This window comes from Gluconobacter cadivus (assembly GCF_015244745.1).
In the GTDB taxonomy this organism is placed as follows: domain Bacteria; phylum Pseudomonadota; class Alphaproteobacteria; order Acetobacterales; family Acetobacteraceae; genus Gluconobacter; species Gluconobacter cadivus.
In genome coordinates this window covers 1-16,640 of record NZ_JABCQI010000009.1, presented here as the reverse complement: position 1 = coordinate 16,640, position 16,640 = coordinate 1, and the positions used below count along the sequence as shown (strand labels likewise).

17 protein-coding genes and 1 tRNA gene are annotated in these 16,640 nt (G+C 49.6%); 11 read left to right on the top strand and 7 right to left on the bottom strand.

The window, feature by feature from the left end:
- Positions 1–22: 22 nt before the first annotated feature.
- Positions 23–1,171: an alanine racemase gene (gene alr, locus HKD28_RS12810; protein ID WP_194268729.1), complete on the bottom strand. Its 1,149-nt coding sequence runs from the start codon at positions 1,169–1,171 to the stop codon at positions 23–25.
- 117 nt (positions 1,172–1,288) lie between these two features.
- On the opposite strand from alr, the gene HKD28_RS12805 reads away from it, so the two are divergent.
- Positions 1,289–1,753 carry an Lrp/AsnC family transcriptional regulator gene (locus HKD28_RS12805; RefSeq protein WP_194268661.1) on the top strand — a complete coding sequence of 155 codons (465 nt, stop codon included), beginning with the start codon at positions 1,289–1,291 and terminating at the stop codon, positions 1,751–1,753.
- An 87-nt stretch (positions 1,754–1,840) separates the two neighbouring features.
- Positions 1,841–2,041, top strand: a complete 201-nt coding sequence (locus tag HKD28_RS12800; protein WP_194268660.1) for a (2Fe-2S)-binding protein — start codon at positions 1,841–1,843, stop codon at positions 2,039–2,041.
- 43 nt (positions 2,042–2,084) lie between these two features.
- On the opposite strand, the gene bfr is transcribed toward HKD28_RS12800, so the two are convergent.
- The gene (gene bfr / locus HKD28_RS12795) at positions 2,085–2,573 is read right to left on the bottom strand and encodes a bacterioferritin (protein ID WP_194268659.1); all 489 of its coding nucleotides are present in this window, start codon (positions 2,571–2,573) and stop codon (positions 2,085–2,087) included.
- A gap of 373 nt (positions 2,574–2,946) precedes the next feature.
- Between bfr and HKD28_RS12790 the strand changes: the two genes are divergently transcribed.
- The 3 genes from HKD28_RS12790 to HKD28_RS12780 all read left to right on the top strand — a co-directional run bounded on the left by HKD28_RS12790 (position 2,947) and on the right by HKD28_RS12780 (position 6,440).
- Complete coding sequence (locus tag HKD28_RS12790) at positions 2,947–4,464, top strand: hypothetical protein (RefSeq protein ID WP_194268658.1); 1,518 nt, start codon at positions 2,947–2,949, stop codon at positions 4,462–4,464.
- Between the two features lie 142 nt (positions 4,465–4,606).
- Positions 4,607–5,032 carry a hypothetical protein gene (locus HKD28_RS12785; RefSeq protein ID WP_207728994.1) on the top strand — a complete coding sequence of 142 codons (426 nt, stop codon included), beginning with the start codon at positions 4,607–4,609 and terminating at the stop codon, positions 5,030–5,032.
- Between the two features lie 322 nt (positions 5,033–5,354).
- Positions 5,355–6,440 carry a hypothetical protein gene (locus HKD28_RS12780; protein ID WP_194268657.1) on the top strand — a complete coding sequence of 362 codons (1,086 nt, stop codon included), beginning with the start codon at positions 5,355–5,357 and terminating at the stop codon, positions 6,438–6,440.
- A 361-nt stretch (positions 6,441–6,801) separates the two neighbouring features.
- On the opposite strand, the gene HKD28_RS12775 is transcribed toward HKD28_RS12780, so the two are convergent.
- Positions 6,802–7,890 (bottom strand): alkene reductase, encoded by a 1,089-nt coding sequence (locus HKD28_RS12775; protein ID WP_194268656.1) that lies wholly within the window; start codon positions 7,888–7,890, stop codon positions 6,802–6,804.
- A 118-nt stretch (positions 7,891–8,008) separates the two neighbouring features.
- Between HKD28_RS12775 and HKD28_RS12770 the strand changes: the two genes are divergently transcribed.
- From HKD28_RS12770 to HKD28_RS12745, 6 genes are all read left to right on the top strand, one after another.
- Entirely contained in the window at positions 8,009–8,917 is a 909-nt protein-coding gene (locus HKD28_RS12770; RefSeq protein ID WP_194268655.1) for a LysR family transcriptional regulator, read from the top strand.
- Between the two features lie 52 nt (positions 8,918–8,969).
- Positions 8,970–10,577, top strand: a complete 1,608-nt coding sequence (locus HKD28_RS12765; RefSeq protein ID WP_194268654.1) for a Na+/H+ antiporter — start codon at positions 8,970–8,972, stop codon at positions 10,575–10,577.
- A gap of 143 nt (positions 10,578–10,720) precedes the next feature.
- Positions 10,721–11,338, top strand: a complete 618-nt coding sequence (locus HKD28_RS12760; RefSeq protein WP_194268653.1) for a YceI family protein — start codon at positions 10,721–10,723, stop codon at positions 11,336–11,338.
- Between the two features lie 4 nt (positions 11,339–11,342).
- The gene (locus HKD28_RS12755; protein WP_194268652.1) at positions 11,343–11,954 is read left to right on the top strand and encodes a cytochrome b; all 612 of its coding nucleotides are present in this window, start codon (positions 11,343–11,345) and stop codon (positions 11,952–11,954) included.
- Positions 11,955–11,958: 4 nt separating this feature from the next.
- Positions 11,959–12,546 (top strand): YceI family protein, encoded by a 588-nt coding sequence (locus HKD28_RS12750; protein ID WP_194268651.1) that lies wholly within the window; start codon positions 11,959–11,961, stop codon positions 12,544–12,546.
- 202 nt (positions 12,547–12,748) lie between these two features.
- Positions 12,749–13,153: a DoxX family protein gene (locus tag HKD28_RS12745; RefSeq protein ID WP_207728993.1), complete on the top strand. Its 405-nt coding sequence runs from the start codon at positions 12,749–12,751 to the stop codon at positions 13,151–13,153.
- Between the two features lie 24 nt (positions 13,154–13,177).
- Here the strand turns inward: HKD28_RS12745 and HKD28_RS12740 are convergent, their stop codons facing one another.
- From HKD28_RS12740 to HKD28_RS12725, 4 genes are all read right to left on the bottom strand, one after another.
- Entirely contained in the window at positions 13,178–14,098 is a 921-nt protein-coding gene (locus HKD28_RS12740) for a LysR family transcriptional regulator (RefSeq protein ID WP_194268649.1), read from the bottom strand.
- Between the two features lie 126 nt (positions 14,099–14,224).
- Positions 14,225–14,689 (bottom strand): nuclear transport factor 2 family protein, encoded by a 465-nt coding sequence (locus tag HKD28_RS12735; RefSeq protein WP_194268648.1) that lies wholly within the window; start codon positions 14,687–14,689, stop codon positions 14,225–14,227.
- A gap of 90 nt (positions 14,690–14,779) precedes the next feature.
- Entirely contained in the window at positions 14,780–16,246 is a 1,467-nt protein-coding gene (locus HKD28_RS12730) for a catalase (protein WP_194268647.1), read from the bottom strand.
- A gap of 283 nt (positions 16,247–16,529) precedes the next feature.
- Positions 16,530–16,606, bottom strand: a tRNA-Met gene (locus tag HKD28_RS12725).
- Positions 16,607–16,640: the final 34 nt, after the last annotated feature.

The following is a 16,640-nucleotide window of genomic DNA, read 5'->3' as shown; positions in this document are numbered from 1 at the left end:
TCTTGTTTTCCATGCTGGAATGTCAATCGCCCTTTTGGAACGTTTCCCCATTTCCAACATATTCCCGATAAAAGCGGTGCCCCAAAGACGTCAGGACCTCATATCCGATTGTCCCCGCTGCCGCCGCCACGTCGTCCACACTGCGCCGGGATCCAATCAGATCCACCATCATATCGGCTCGCAGCATGCCCTCTGGCACATCCGAAATGTCCACGATCAGGGAATCCATCGAAACACGCCCCAGAATTGGCAGACAGATGTCTTCAAACCACGCACACCCCTGCCCGGCGCCACGCCGTGAAAATCCATCGGCATACCCTATAGCCACAGTGGCAATTTTCCGTGGCCGCTCAGGGCGATATGTCATCCCGTAACCAACACCATCGCCTGGGAGAATTTCACGAATCTGCAAGACATGGGCCTGAAGCCTGACAACCTGATCCAACGGATTCGGACCAGCCAGATTCGGCGCAATTCCATAAAGTGCCGCTCCAGGACGAACGACATCCAGATGATAGTCCGGCCCCAGAAAAATTCCCGACGATGCCGACAGGCTCAACGGTGCAGACGGCAACCGTGCCGACATCTCCAGCAACTGCTGTTTCTGGACGCCATTGGCCGAATGATCGGGCGTATCCGCACAAGCCAGATGACTCATGACCAGACTGACACTCAGCCCCTCCATAAGCGCCCCGTCCTCATGTAACACGTCAAGATCGGCGCCAGAAAGCCCAAACCGGGACATGCCACTATCCACCTGAAGAGCAGCCTCCAACGGCCGCCCCGCCTTGACCGCTTCAGAGCGCCACACAGCAATCTGATCAAGGCTGTTCAGAACCGGCCTCAATCCATATTGCACACACTCTGCCGTTGCGTCCGGTCTCGGGCCGTGAAGCACCGTAATCCGGGCCTTTCGCGAAACCACGGAACGCAGCCTGATCCCCTCATCAACATGCGCGACGAAAAACTCTCGAGCCCCCGCCTGCTCAAGAACCGGCGCTACACGCTCGATACCCAGTCCGTAAGCATCGGCCTTCACGACAGCCGCACAGGCAGCATCCGCTGCAAGTTTCTGAAGATACCGATAATTCGAGGCGATCGCGCCCAGATCCACCGTCAGACGGGCTCCAGCACGAGAAGAAGGCCACAAAGGATCAGAACATGCACTCATCATGAGAAATGAGACTATCGCGTTGTGCGCTAGAATATCCTGCCCGATAATCATATAATATTCCAATAAGCGAAAAATATATGATCGATTCTGCGAAAATAGACCGATAATGCCACCATGATCGTCGACCGCATCACCGAATCCATCCTGAGAATCCTTCAACATGACGGGCGCCTCAGCAACGCTGATCTGGCACAACGTGTCGGGCTTTCTCCGTCCGCCTGTCTGCGGCGCGTTCGCCTACTGGAGGAACGCGGCATCATCCGTGGCTATCGCGCGGTCATTGACGAACGCTCAGCTCACAAGCTGACCACCGTTATCGTACAGATCACGCTTGAACGCCTGACAGACGAAACGCTCCGTCGTTTTGAAACCCGCATCCGGGAATGTCCTGATGTTCGGGAGTGTTACCTGATGACAGGTGAAGCCGATTACCTGCTCCATGTCGCAGCCCGAGATCTTGCTGACTACGAGCGCATCCATAAAGAAGAACTCTCACGCCTTCCGGGCGTCGTCCGCATCCAGAGCAATTTCGCAATCCGTCCTGTCGTTCAACGGTGGATCAGTCAGGACTCAGCGTAATTGCATGCACAAAAATGCATTTGCGAACCATTTGCATTTAAGGTAGGTTTCTGAAATCGGTTCCAGCGAACGAAGGCTTGCTTTTTCATGATCGTCTGCTCATGCAACGCGCTGTCCCATCAGGATATCGAAATCGCAATCCACAACGGAGCGTCTCGACCAGCGGAAATCTATTCAGCCCGAAAATGCACGGCAAAATGCGGCAACTGCGTCCCCGGCATTGTCTGTCTACTCAGATCGGCAATGCAGAAAGCCCATTCCGAACAGACACATCTAAACGCCGCATAAGAAACAACCCGGACAAGCCGGGTTGTTTTGAAAACGGCTTCTATTAGTCCTGATCGGGAGCCGCAGCAGAGTTTTTCTGAATATAACGCTCAATCCCGATCTGCTTGATCAGGTCGAACTGGCGATCAATGAAATCCTCATGCTCTTCTTCATTGACAAGGATTTTCAGAAGCAGATCTCGTGACACATAATCACGGACACTCTCGCAATAAGCGATACCTTCGCGCAGATCCTGAATCGCTTTTTCTTCCAGCCTCTGATCACATTCAAGAATTTCCTGAACCGTCTGCCCAATCAGGATAGAGTTCAGACGCTGCACATTCGGCAGCCCTCCGAGAAACAGAATACGCTCGATCAGCCAATCCGCATGACGCATCTCCTCAATGGATTCGTCATACTCTTTTTTTCCCAAATGGGTCACACCCCAATGCCTCAGTGTGCGGGCATGAAGAAAATACTGATTTATTGCCGTCAATTCATTCGTGAGCTGCGTATTAAGATGCTCAATCACAACAGGATCTTTAATAGCCACTTTTCAAACCTTCCATAAAAATGCAATTTTATCGAAGAAAACTCATAAAAGAAAATTATATCTCCCTAGCCACGCTTCAAAGTTTATATGATTTTTGCAAAAATTAGAGAAACCCAAAACACATTGGCAAAAGGCGCAATCCAAAGCTTCGCGGCCGCAAAATTGAAGAAGGTGTGAAAGATCAGGTGTAGACTTTATAGCGTATTACGGCGCTTCGAATCCGCAGGCAATTGAACACCTCGTGCACAAAGCTCGCCCGTTTGTTAACTAATACAGGTTAGTCATTTATATTTTTTAGAAAACTATGAAGCTATTGCTCAGAATTTAAAAAAGTTTTAGATTCAAGAAAAATTATTAGAAGAAAGACGATGAAATGAAGTTTTTTAATTTCACAAAGAAAAATAAAAAACACCAGACAAAAGAAGATAATTTTAATTCTCTTGAATCAAAGAAAATAAATTTTAGCTGGCTGCACGATATTACTGAATCAGATTGTTCGATAGTCGTTTCTTCTCATAAAACCATCTTATGTGTTTCTCAGGATGGAAATATTTACCATGATGATCCCAACAAAAATATAAATCCTCTTCTTATATATCAGGTAACGGACGGAGTTTGGTTTTTAAGAAAGAACAATTTATCAGAATTGGATGCTCTCATAACTGATGGAATAAAAGAAAATTTTAAATTTTCCTCAAAAGAAAAACCAATATTAGTTAATATAGGTGGAAGTTTAGAGGATGGAATATCTTTTAACTTATCCGGATTTAATTTAACAGCTGAACTGGAAGGAAAAATTAAATTTAACACAACAAATCTTCTTTCTTGGGAAAATTTTGCTCTTCTTTCTTGGGATACCTTTAGTTGGCTTCAAGAGGCCAAGAACGAAACGTGGATTGAACAAAGCAGCGGAAAAGAGGTTTTTTTTAAAAACTTCAATAAAATTAATTCAGAAACATTTGTAGATTGTAATTTTGAAACATACAATATTAGCGGAAGACCAGGGCCATTATTATTAAGGGATTTACGAAAAAATAAAATATACATTCTAGACTCATTCAAAAGGAAGAGATCACTATTAAAACTAAATCCATTAGTATATTTTTGTGTATTTGGATCAGATGAATATTATAAATGCGCGGCACTATCGATAATTTCTCTACGAAAATTTGGATTATATTCTGGTAAAATATTTTTAATATCAGACCGATCTCAAGAAGATACTTTAAAATTTCTCCCACTTGATTTTCAGTTTAATATCGAAGTAAAGGAATGCTCAAATAAAAACCCTATCTTCGAAAGATATAAAATATATCTTTATGATGTAGAGAAATATAATCCTATTTTTTACTTAGATACTGATATTATTGTTGGAGGTGATGTTAATAAAATTATTAAAGATGCCCTATGTTCTGAAGATTTCTGTCTTTACAGAGAAGCAAATTGTTCCGTAAAAAAAATAGATGAAAGCGAATGGGATATTGGGACTAACTGGTTCGGTGGTTGGATGTTTGCAAGGAACAGTGAAATAGGTACCCTCCCATTCTGGAAAGCCACCTCTGGGATTATGATCTTTAGCGACCATGGCGAAACAAAGAAAATTTTTGATATGATATGTTCTGTAGGAAGACTCACACGTCAACACGAAATTGATCGCTTCGGCGATCAGCCCGTTATGAATTATGTGACCACACAGAATGAAAATGTCAATATATCGGTACTTGATAACAAATCATTAAATAGTGGGAATGTAGAGCATTTTCTATCTAATCCAGAAAGAATTTTAATGCATGTTTCTTTAGGTGTAGGTTACGGTAATAAGAAACTTCCCATAATGGAATCTCTTTTCGAGAAAATCGACCAAAACCATAAAACACATGGCAAAGAATAAAAATTCTTTCTATATTTTCCAAATTTTTTGAAAAAATTAGGCCCCGAGGGAACTTTAGGACGTTTTTTACATAGATATCAATGCCGCAATCTAACGATCTGCATGGCAACCAATATGAGCATTTATTTACGGAGGTTTAATAATGAGAAAAACCATTTTAACTTCACTCTTTTGCATGGTCGCGTTGTCTGCCTGTGAATCGCCGCAGCAAATTACCACTCAAAAAGACGACCATCTTGCTGCAGCAGGGTTTCTGATGAAACCCGCATCAACGCCTCAGCAGATTGCTATGCTCAAAAAACTCCCGTCACATCATTTTATACGCCGGATACACGGGAGCACAGTAACCTATGTCTACGCCGATCCGACAGTTTGTGGTTGTCTATATGTTGGAAACCAAGCCGCTTACGGTCGCTATTTAGCGTATCAACAACAACAGAATATCGCCAACGAACAACAAATGACTGCTGAAGACTACCAAGATGCCCAATGGAACTGGGGAGACTGGGGGCCCTGGGGGGAGAGCTTTGGCCCAGATTACGGTTTTGGCCCAGGCTGGGGCTGGTAAAAATCATCTAAAAATTTTAGCGCAATAAGCCATTATTTTTATAAAAACTTATTGCGCTAAAATATAAATACCCAACATATAATAATATTGTTAATTATCATAGTTTATTATATTGCAATACATAGGAATGATGAATATCCATCTCATCTCGTAATAATTTTGATATCTAATTTTCAATAGAAAAACAACAAGTTAGTATAAGATTTTTCTCAATAAATTTACAAATAAATGTAAAAATACCTTGACAATAATTTATGGTTATATTTCATGAGCATCTCAAAATATATTCATAAATCAAATTTACTATATTTTAGGATTGATTATGTTAAAATTAGATAAAATAGTTATTGTGTTTTTTTGTTTTAGCCTTGGTGGTTGCTACAGTATAGGATCACAAAGACTAGGAAAAGATCAAGACGAATATTCTGTGTCAATTATAGAATCAAATAAAAGACAAACTCTTCAAAATCTTATTAGACTTAGATATGCCGATACTCCAGGTCTTCTAGACACAACACAATTAATTTCAGGCTATCAATTCCAACAAAATGCCTTTCTCGGCGTCGCCTCAGACACTTTTCCTATTCGCCCCAACGGTGGCGTATCGACGCAATTACAACAGAACCCAACGTTTACTTTTCAACCCGTGACAGGCGATGCTTACGCACACAGTTTTTTGAGTCCTCTTTCTCCAGCCAGTTTGCTGCCTCTTGCGATGGGAGGGTTACCAATTGATATTTTATTGCAACTTTCAGCTCAATCAATTAATTCAATGAGCAATAATAGACCCTTCTCAAGAAGAAACGGAGATGTAGACAATAATACAATTTATAATACCGATGAATTCTTCGAATTAATACATGATTTAAGGTTACTTCAAGCATCAGGATTATTAGAGATTCAGCTTCAACAATTTCCTAAATTTAAAGGGAAACCCTCTGGAGCGAGTCATGTTTTTTTGAATATATATCCGACATCGAATCCAAATTTAGAAAAAATTACACAAACCACCAAAAAATTATTGAATTTCTCTCCTAACTATAAACGCATGGAAGTCGTTTATGGCTCTGGAACCCCAAATCCAGGCGAAATCAATATTTTATCTCGTAGTATGTTATCAATACTGGGTCAAGTTGCCTACCAAATAAATATTCCAGAAGATGAATTTTCAGCAGGCGGAACATCTATGGATTTAGATTATGAAGAAAAACCCCTCATAAAAATAAAATATGGCAGAAAAAAAATAGAAAATTCATTTGTTTCTATATACTATGATAAATATTACTACTGGATAGACCGGAAAGATTTTAAAAGCAAATTAGCATTTACAATTACGCAAATGCTTTTAGAATTATCAAAAACCACACAACCACCAGGAGCCATCGTGACCATACCGGTAACTAAGTAACTTTATAATATATTTTAATTATTGGGAAAATCGAACCAAAAAATAATCGGAAATAATTTATAGTAATGTATTTTTATCATAACACAGCGTGGGTTTGTTATAATTTTCAGGATAAAGACTACTTTTGGATATCGTCAGTCAATTTACCTCCGGATCTCCATGATCGTGCTCTTACAAATATTTCGATGATCTGCCTTAGTGTTAAATGAAGCGTGTTTGTGTGCCGATCGTAGCTAAAGGATTATAGGGCCGTATCCAAAATCAAAGGGGTTTTCGATTCTCCTCTAAAAAATTGTTTCACAATGGAGGTCATGAACATTGAAGTCTGCCAAGGCAAAACATTAAAAATGACGTCCTTTAATTACAATTTTTCTCTAAACGCCGGATAGTCCGTATAGCCATGACAGTCCCCACCATAAAAAGTTGAACGGTCATATCGATTTAATGGCCAGTGATTTCGCAGCCGCAAGACCAGATCCGGATTGGCGATGAAAGCGCGTCCGAATGCGATCAGGTCTGCGTCCTTGAATTCCAGAAGCCTTTCCGCGCTTTCGGTTGTGAAACCGCCTGCTGCGATGATGGTTCGAGAAAACAGAGGACGCAGGACAGACACGTCGACCGGATCGGGTTCTGCATCCGCGCCGATCCGTGGTTGAACGATGTGCAAGTAGGCGACGTCCATGTTTTCCAGCATCGTGGCGACATAACTGAACGTGGCGTGTCTGTTGCTGTCGGACATCGATCCGTAAGATCCGCTTGGTGTGAGTCGGACGCCGACGCGATCAGCACCCCATACGTCTATGGCCGCCTGAGTAATTTCCCGAAGAAAGCGCGCGCGGTTTTCGATCGGGCCGCCATAGGCGTCGGTGCGCTTGTTTGTACCGTCCTGCAGAAACTGGTCGGGCAGGTAGCCGTTGGCGCCGTGGATTTCCACGCCGTCGAATCCTGCCTGAAGGGCGCGTGTTGCGGCTTGACGGTAGGCGTCGATCAGGGATGGAATTTCATTGAGTTCCAGGGCTCGGGGCATGTCATAGGGGACTGTGCCGTTGAGCGTCCATGCCGTGCCGTCCGCTCTGATGGCGGATGGAGCAAGAGGCGCTACGCCGCCGGGTTGAAGACTGCGCGCGGACTGACGACCGACATGCCAGAGTTGCAGGAACATGCGTCCCCCTTTGGCGTGAACGGCATCCGTGATGCGTTTCCAGCTGGGGATCTGTGCGTCATCGTAAATTCCGGCGGCCCGTTCAAAGCCATATCCCGTCAGGGCAACTGGAGAGGCCTCAGAAATGAGCAGACCACCCGGCGTGGCGCGCTGGGTATAGTATTCAAGCATCAGGTCGTTGGGCAGATTGCCGATGCTAGAACGCATTCTGGTCAGGGGGGCCATGACGACGCGGTGTTCGAGCCGCATGGGGCCTACGAATTTCGGGGAAAAGAGAAGATCGGCCATGGGAAACAATCCTGTGTGAAACGCGCCATCCGCGGCGTGCTTCAGAGGATGGAGATTTCCGTATTGGATTGGCAGTCGTCATTTCAGTATAGAGAGAATTCCATAGCGGAATAATAAAATGGATCGTCTTCAGGCCATGACCGTTTTCGTACGGGTCGTTGAAAGTGGCTCTTTTTCTGCGGCGGCGCGGCTGATGCATCTCGGACAGCCGGCAGTCTCGAAGGCTGTTGCGCAGCTTGAGCGTCAGTTGGGCGTACAGCTTCTGCTTCGCTCTGCGCATGGTCTGACACCGACAGATGCGGGACAGCGCTATTTCGAGCGCGTGGCCCGGATCGTATCCGATGCGGAGGACGCCGATGCCGCGGCGCGTGACAGTACGCTCAGTTTGCAGGGAAGGCTCCGAGTTGCGGTTCCGACAACCTTTGGGCGGATTCAGATTGTGCCCCGACTTGGAGATTTTCTGAAGAAGCATCCCCGGCTGAAAATGGATATCGAACTTGATGACCGGCGTGTGGATCTGGTGGCGGAAGGAATTGATATTGCCATTCGTGTGGGGCCTCTGAACGACAGCACGATGATTGCAAAACGCCTCGCGAGAGGGCGGCGCTCTGTTCTTGCAACGCCCCGGTATCTGGAACAGTCCTTGGTTCTGGAGACGCCGGAAGACCTTGCTCTGCATCAGGCTGTCACCTATGCGCGGGATGATGGGGGGAGATATGTCTTCCACCAGCAGGGAAAAGACGTAAGTGCAACACTGAGCCCGCGTCTGAACCTGAGTGCGGCCGAAGGAATCCGGGCCGCCGTGCTTGCGGATCTGGGTCTGACCATTGCGGCGGACTGGATGTTCCTGCCGGAACTGGAATGCGGAACGGTGGTCCGCTGCCTGACGGACTGGTCTTTGCCGCCTGTTGATCTGTGGCTCGTCTATCCTTCCGGTAGGCTGACGAGTGCCAAGGCGCGGGCTTTTTCGGATTTCGTTGCTGGAGTGGTCGGAGAACTGGAAACAGTGTCGCGTTCGATGTGCTAGATCCGAAATCACATCCCTCTCTTCCCGAGCAGGCTCCAGCACTGGACGCAACATGTCTGATACGGCGCGTTACGAGTATTTTCTGTTTCTTCTGACTGTCATCCTGATTCTTGAGCTGTTATCGCGGAAACTGAAGCTCCCTCCTGCGGCGGCATTCATTCTGGGTGGTACGGGGCTTGCTCTTTCGCCCTGGTCACCTGAAGTCACGATCGACCCCGAACTGGTCATGGTTGTCTTTCTTCCGCCCCTGCTGATGAGCAGTGCATGGTTTACGGCCTGGCGGGAGTTCCGGAAAAATCTGTCCGGCATTCTACTTCTGGCTGTTGGCACCACGACGTTCACGACCGCAGCCGTAGGTGTGGCGGCGCATCTCGTCGTTCCCGCCCTTCCATGGGCCGCGTGCTTCACGCTAGGCGCGATCGTTTCTCCGCCCGATGCCGTTGCAGCCGAAGCGGCTCTGGAGCGCCTGTCGTTACCCGGTCGGGTCACGTCACTGCTTCAGGGGGAGAGCCTGCTGAATGATGCGACTGGGCTGGTTCTGTTCCGCTTTGGGGTTGTCGCTGCTCTGACAGGAATTTTCCGTCCGCTTCAGGCCCTGACAACATTCTGTGTCGTCTCTGTTGGCGGGGTGCTGATTGGTCTTGTCGCCGGGTTTCTTGGGTTGTTTGTCATCCGTCGGTTGCGCGACAGTGACATGGTTATCATTACGACGGTCCTTCTGGCGGAAGTGTCCTATATCGGTGCGGACCATCTCCATGTTTCGGGTGTTCTGGCCACCGTCGCCACGGGACTGGTTCTGGGCTGGCATCAGCACAGGGATTTTGATGCGGAAACACGCCTGCAGTCTCATGCGTTCTGGAAAGTGCTCGTCTTTCTGCTGGAATCCGTTCTGTTCATTCTGATCGGGCTATCCCTTCGGGGTGTTCTGGGCCGTCTTCGAGGCACACCTGATATTCTGCACCATCTCGTCTATCCCGTCGGGATCGTACTGGTGGCGATGGTCCTGTCCCGGTTTGTGTGGCTTTTCGCGTCGGACGGAATTGTCGGTCTGTTGCGTCGGCGCTGGCCGGAACGGTTCGCGCGTCCCTCTGTGGCCATTTCAACGATTATGGGATGGGCGGCCATGCGAGGGGTCGTGACCCTGACGGCGGCCCTGTCACTTCCGGAAGGATTTCCCGGACGTGATCTGGCGCTGGCCTGCGCCTTTGTCTCAATTCTGGTCACCGTTCTGGTTCACGGGACGACGCTGGCGCCTCTGATCGGGTTGCTCAGGATCAATGGAGCGTCAGAACTGCGTGTTATCCAGTCGGATGAAAACCGGGCCTGGATTGCTGTTGCCGAGGCGCAGCTTCGTGCCATTGAAGAGGCGTCCCGGCTTCCGGACGGGAGTGAGCGGCATCCACGTCTTCTGGAACAATATCGCTATCGCCTGCATGTGACACGTCAGTATGCAGAGGATACCGCGACGCATCGCCCTGAGGAAATTGCCCATTATGAAGCCGTTCTGAAGGCCATCGGAGCGGGCCGGGAGGAAATTCTGCGCCTGCATCATGCAGGGCAGATCCATGACCGGGTTCTGCGGGAAATGGAACAGGCCATGGATATGCAGGAAATCGAGGCGGCTGGTCATCTGGGGGCTTCGGAGGAAAAGATAGTGTAAAAAAGGAAACAATGAGTTTCTGTTGTTTTTGTTTATTGCCCGGTAATTCTCACTTATTTTTCTGGTCAACAAGGATGCACGACAGGTTCTTTCAGGCCCTGTCTCTCCGTCCCTGCCTCTTCATTCTGACCAGAGAACCCGACATGAAATCCTCTTTCTTTCTGCTTTCCCTCACCGCCCTGACATTTGCATCCGTCATTCCGCATCCGGCAGGAGCTCAGGTCGTCACGGCCCCGGAACAGGTGCAGTCCGGCACCTATGACGTTGAGCCCAGCCATACTCAGGTTGGCTTTTCCGTTCTGCATTTTGGTTTCACGAACTATCAGGGCGTCTTTTCGGACGTTTCCGGCACACTGGACCTCAATGATAAAAACCCGGCCGCATCCCATCTTTCCGTGAGCATTCCGGTTGGATCGATTCAGACGACCAGCGCCAAGCTGACCGAAGAACTCAAGGGCGATCAGTGGTTCAATGCGGCGCAGTATCCGAACGCCACGTTTGAATCCACCTCCGTCCGCCGCACGGGCAAAGCCGATGCCATCGTCACCGGCAATCTGACGCTCCATGGTGTTACGAAGCCTGAGACGCTGAAGGTTCATTTCATCGGCGCAGGTGTGAACGCGCTCGACAAGAAATACACAGCCGGTTTTGAAGCCACAGGCACCATCAAGCGCAGCGATTTCGGCGTGAAGATGTATGTCCCGTATGTCAGCGATGCCGTGCAGCTGCGGATTGCTGGCGCTTTCGAAAAGCAGGGCTGAGTTCATGACAGCGCCCGCAAAGCAGAGCCGCGGGATCACGCGATATACGGGCGTGGCGATCCTCCTTCACTGGTTGATCGCTGCGGGAATCCTGACCCTGATTGTCATGGGGCTGGTCATGGATCATCTGTCCCTCGATCCAATGCGTGTTTTTCAGCTGTACCAGCTTCACAAGTCGATCGGTATTACGGTCATGGTCCTCATTGCGCTGCGGATTGTCTGGCGCCTGACGCACAGGCCTCCAGAGCTTCCTGGTGACACGAAAGGGCTCGAGCGCGTGGCGGCCCATCTGACGCATGGTGCTCTGTACGGCATGCAAATATTCATGCCGCTGAGCGGATGGGCCATGGTGTCGGTGTCCGCTCTGGGCATTCCAACCCTTCTGTATGGTACCATCCTCTGGCCCGATCTGCCGGTGCTTTCAACGTTGCAGAACAAGGCACCCGTCGAAGCCGCACTGAAAGCGGTTCATCATTGGGGCGGCTGGTTTCTGCTGGCGCTGATTGGTCTGCATATCGCGGCCGCCCTTCGTCATCATTTCGTTCTGAACGATAATACTCTGCGACAGATGCTTCCTGCCATTGGTAGAAAGCCCGTTCCCAGACACGGAAACTGACATCATGGCTTTCCTTAAAAAAGCAGTCTTTTCAGCGTTTGCCATGAGCGTTCTGGCGGCGACACCTGTTTTCGCCGCAGACTGGACGATTGATCCTGTTCACAGCGCGATCAGTTTTTCGGGAACACAGACCGGAAATGCCTTTACGGGACATTTCGGAAAATTCGGCGGAACCATCTCTTTCGATCCGGCTTATCCCGAAGATGGGCATGCGAAAATTACAATCGATATCGCAAGCGCCACGACAGCGGACAAACAGCGTGATGGGGCCATGCCGGGCGGTGACTGGTTCAATGTGGCCAGTTTTCCGACTGCGACGTTTGAAGCCCGCAGCTTTCGGGCCAAAGGCGGTAATGCGTACGAAGCTGTTGGGACGCTGACGATCCGTGGTGTCAGCAGGCCCGAAACCCTGCCTTTCACACTCGATATCAGTGGCCAGACAGCTCACGCCAAAGGCCATCTTGATCTGATCCGCTCCGCCTTCGGCGTTGGTCAGGGGCCGTGGGCTACTGGGCAGTGGGTTGCGCTTCAGGTGGGTGTAAGCATTGATGTTACCGCAACCCAGACGTTTGGGTCATCGCCGCATCAGTAACAGAATTCATTGCTGCGTCCTTCGGCTGACGGAATGGACGCGGCCTTTTAAATAAAAAAATGGAAACATAATATTTCTATCATTTCCATTTATTAGCACATGAAGCGTCGGTAAAACAGACATCAACAGCCCCGAAGAGCAGTCCTGCAAGCTTCCGGCTGAATGTCAGATACTTTCAAACACGAAAGACAAACCGATGAACATGGCCTTTCCACGCGATCAGGTTCTTCTCGCCTCACGCATCCTTCTGGCCCTTCTGTTCGTTCTGATGGGATGGAGCAAACTGACGGGCTTTGAGGGAACCGTAGGATATATGGCCAGCACAGGTGCCCCGGTTCCGACAGTGTCCGCTATTATCGCCATCATGATCGAACTCGGTATCGGACTGGCTCTTGTCGCCGGTTTCCTGACGACGCCGCTTTCCATTCTTCTGGCTGTCTATACGATCATCACCGCGTTCATCGGGCATCATTACTGGACGTTCGATGGTATGATCCGTTACGATATGTGGATCCATTTTTACAAGAATTTCAGTATTGCAGGCGGCCTTCTCGCTCTTGCTGCTTCAGGGGCCGGTCGTTTCTCTGTGGACGCCCTGCGTCGATAAGTCCGCAATCTTTCTGGCCCAACCTCATGTGGTCGTGTTGGCCCAGGGGGGATGTTCAAACGCCGAGACCAGATGATCCATCAAGGCGTTGACCCGGAAAGGCCGGAGCGTACTGCTGGATGTCACGAGATAAAGCGCAATGCTTGCGGCATCCCAGTCCGGCAGGATCTGTTCAAACCGACCATCCTGCATACCATCCCAGACCATGAATTCGGGAAACAAACCAAACCCCAGATGCGCTTTCAGGGCCGGCAGAAAAGCCTCTGCATTATCTGCCCGAAAGCGCGAAGCCTGAGACAGCACATAGTCCTCACCGGTTTTTGTGGAGGTCAGGCGCAATGTACCGGGAGCGGACGTATTTGTATAAACGAAGCTTTTCTGCCCTTCGAGATCACGCGGATGCGTCGGACGTCCAATACGATCCAAATACTCCGGCGTTGCGACCAGAAGGAGGCGGACTCCACAAAGATGCCGGGCGCGCAGAGAAGAATCGGCCAGAGATGCAATCCTCAAAGCCAGATCGTAACCTTCAGCCACGAGATCAACGAGGGAATCACTAAAGTCCACGGTGATGTCGATATCCGGATATTTCTCCAAAAAGGCCGGAAGAGCGGGGGAAAGATGTCTGATTCCAAACGTCATGGGAGCAGCAACCCGAATCAGGCCTGAAGGACGATGAGTGCCTCCACGGGCTTCGCTTTCAGCAGCTTCTGCTTCAGCAAGAATCCGGTTCGCATGCCCCAGCAGCATACGACCTGTCTCCGTCACGGACATCTGTCGCGAATTCCGGCTGAACAACGCCACACCTAGAGACTGCTCCAGACGACTGACGGCTTTCGAAATCGTCGGTTTGGAAAGCTGAAGCTCTTCGGCTGCCCGTACGAAAGAACCGCGTTCAGCCACTTTGGCGAAAATGGCCCAGGCTTCGAAATCCGGTAACCTCATATCAACAATCCCCGACACCAGCAGTTCGCCACACGCTGCCGGTTTCTGAGCATGTCACGGAGGAAATCTCACAAAACCCACCTTGGAAATAATCGCAGGCTTTTTAGTCGACTGCAATGTGCCCTTTCAAAGCCCCAGATCCGAAAGACCCGGATGATCATCCGGCCGTCTTCCTTGTGGCCAATGAAACAGCCGAGCACCGGCTTCAATCGGCAAATCATTGATCGCGGCAAAACGCCGTTTCATCAGACCGTTTTCATCGAACTCCCAGTTTTCGTTGCCGTAAGACCGGAACCACTGTCCCTCGCCATTATGCCACTCATAGGCAAAGCGTACTGCGATCCTGTTCCCCCAAAACGCCCAGACTTCTTTGATAAGTCGATACTCATGCTCACATGCCCATTTGTGAGTCAGGAAAGAGACGATCTCTTCTCTCCCTTGTACGAATATTTCCCGATTGCGCCACCGGCTGTCAGGACTATACGCAAGCGCGACTTTTTGCGGGTTACGACTGTTCCACGCATCTTCGGCCAACCGTGTCTTAAGCGCGGCGGTCTCGGCATTGAAAGGCGGTAGTGGCGGACGAGACATAATAAATCTCCGGTTCCAAAAACTTGTGGAAAAACGGCTACAGCTTCCACCGCCTCAGGCCATGCGTCGAGACCCCAACTTCAAACAGTTTTAATGTGCAGTCCGTTTGGAAAGCACACCGTCTTTCACCCGTGATCCGATGGTCGCATCGATTTTCGACCAGTATTCGAACACTCGCGACAGGACGGGTTCTTCAACGCCCTGCAACACATGGCCGACAATATTATTCACAAGTCGGTCGCGCGCCGCATCGTCCATAACGTGGTTAATCAGGGCATTGGCCTGACTGAAATCATTATCGTCCGGACGCAATGTATAAGCCGCACGCACGAAGTCGCCATCTGCCGCCCAGACTGCACTTTCCGGAAAGCGCTGCGCGTCGGCAACGGGACCACCCTTTGAGTTCGGAACATATACCGGATCGCGCGCCTCGCGCATCCGCATCGCACCACCCTTGATATAGCCGTGAACAGGGCATTTCGGCGCGTTAACCGGGATCTGTTTGTAGTTCACGCCCAGCCGTGCCCGATGTGCATCCGCATAAGCGAACGAACGCCCCAGCAGCATCTTGTCAGGGGACAGTCCGGTTCCTGGCACGAAATTATTCGGCTCGAACGCGAGTTGTTCGATCTGGGAGTGAAAATCCGTCGGATTGCGGTCTAATGTCAGTTTGCCGACCTCAATCAGGGGATATTCGCCCTGCGGCCAGACCTTAGTCAGATCGAACGGATTAATGTGATAGGTCTTGGCCTCTTCATACGGCATGATTTGCATCTTGAGCGTCCAGCTCGGATGCTCACCACGTTTGATCGCCGTATGAAGATCGCGCCGGTGATAATCGGCGTCAGTGCCTGCAAGCTGACCTGCCTGCTCCTGCGTCAGACACTTGATGCCCTGATCGGTTTTGAAGTGATATTTGACCCAGAAGCGCTCTCCCGTCGCATTCACCCACAAATAGGTATGACTGGAAAACCCGTCCATATGACGCCAGCTAGCCGGAATGCCGCGGTCACCCATCAGCCACGTTACCTGATGCGCGGTCTCTGGGCTCAGTGTCCAGAAATCCCACTGCATGTCGTTATCGCGCAAACCATTATCGACGCGGCGTTTCTGCGAGTGAATAAAGTGCTGAAACTTGAGGGGATCGCGCACGAAGAAGACCGGCGTGTTATTGCCGACCATATCGAAATTGCCATCTTCAGTATAAAATTTCAGAGCAAAACCGCGGGGATCGCGCCATGTGTCCGGACTTCCAGCTTCGCCGGCAACTGTTGAAAATCGCGCTACAACTTCAGTCACCACACCAAGCTGAAGAAATTTCGCCGAGGTATATCGGCTGACGTCTTGGGTAACTTCAAACCGGCCAAACGCGCCACTTCCCTTAGCATGCGGCTGGCGATCCGGGATCATCTCGCGATTGAACGCCGCCATCTGTTCAATCAAATAGTGGTCGTGCAACAGGATCGGACCATCCGCACCAACTGTCAGAGAATGTTCGTCACTGGAGACAGGGATACCCGATTCAGTCGTATGAATTGTTTTCGTCTCATCCGTCATAACCATCTCCTTCGAACACTTTCTGAATATGAACCGCAAAACACCGACGCAGCTCGTCAAACGTCGTCTAAAAGATGACATCTGACTGAATATTCAGACACTACGCACAGCCATACAAAGTGGTTCCAGCCATTAGAGACAAACACGCCTCTAACCATATCATGATTATCCGCGTTAATTGCTGGATAATCCCGATAAATACTCCGTATTCCGGGCAGACGCACGAAAGCCCCAGCCCGTTTCCGGAGTGGGGTTTGTGATGCGTTCGCATCGCCAGTTCAGTTGGTTGCGGGGGCAGGATTTGAACCTGCGGCCTTCAGGTTATGAGCCTGACGAGCTACCGGGCTGCTCCACCCCGCGTGGGTATTGTGTGATGTTGGGGGATTGAGAGTTG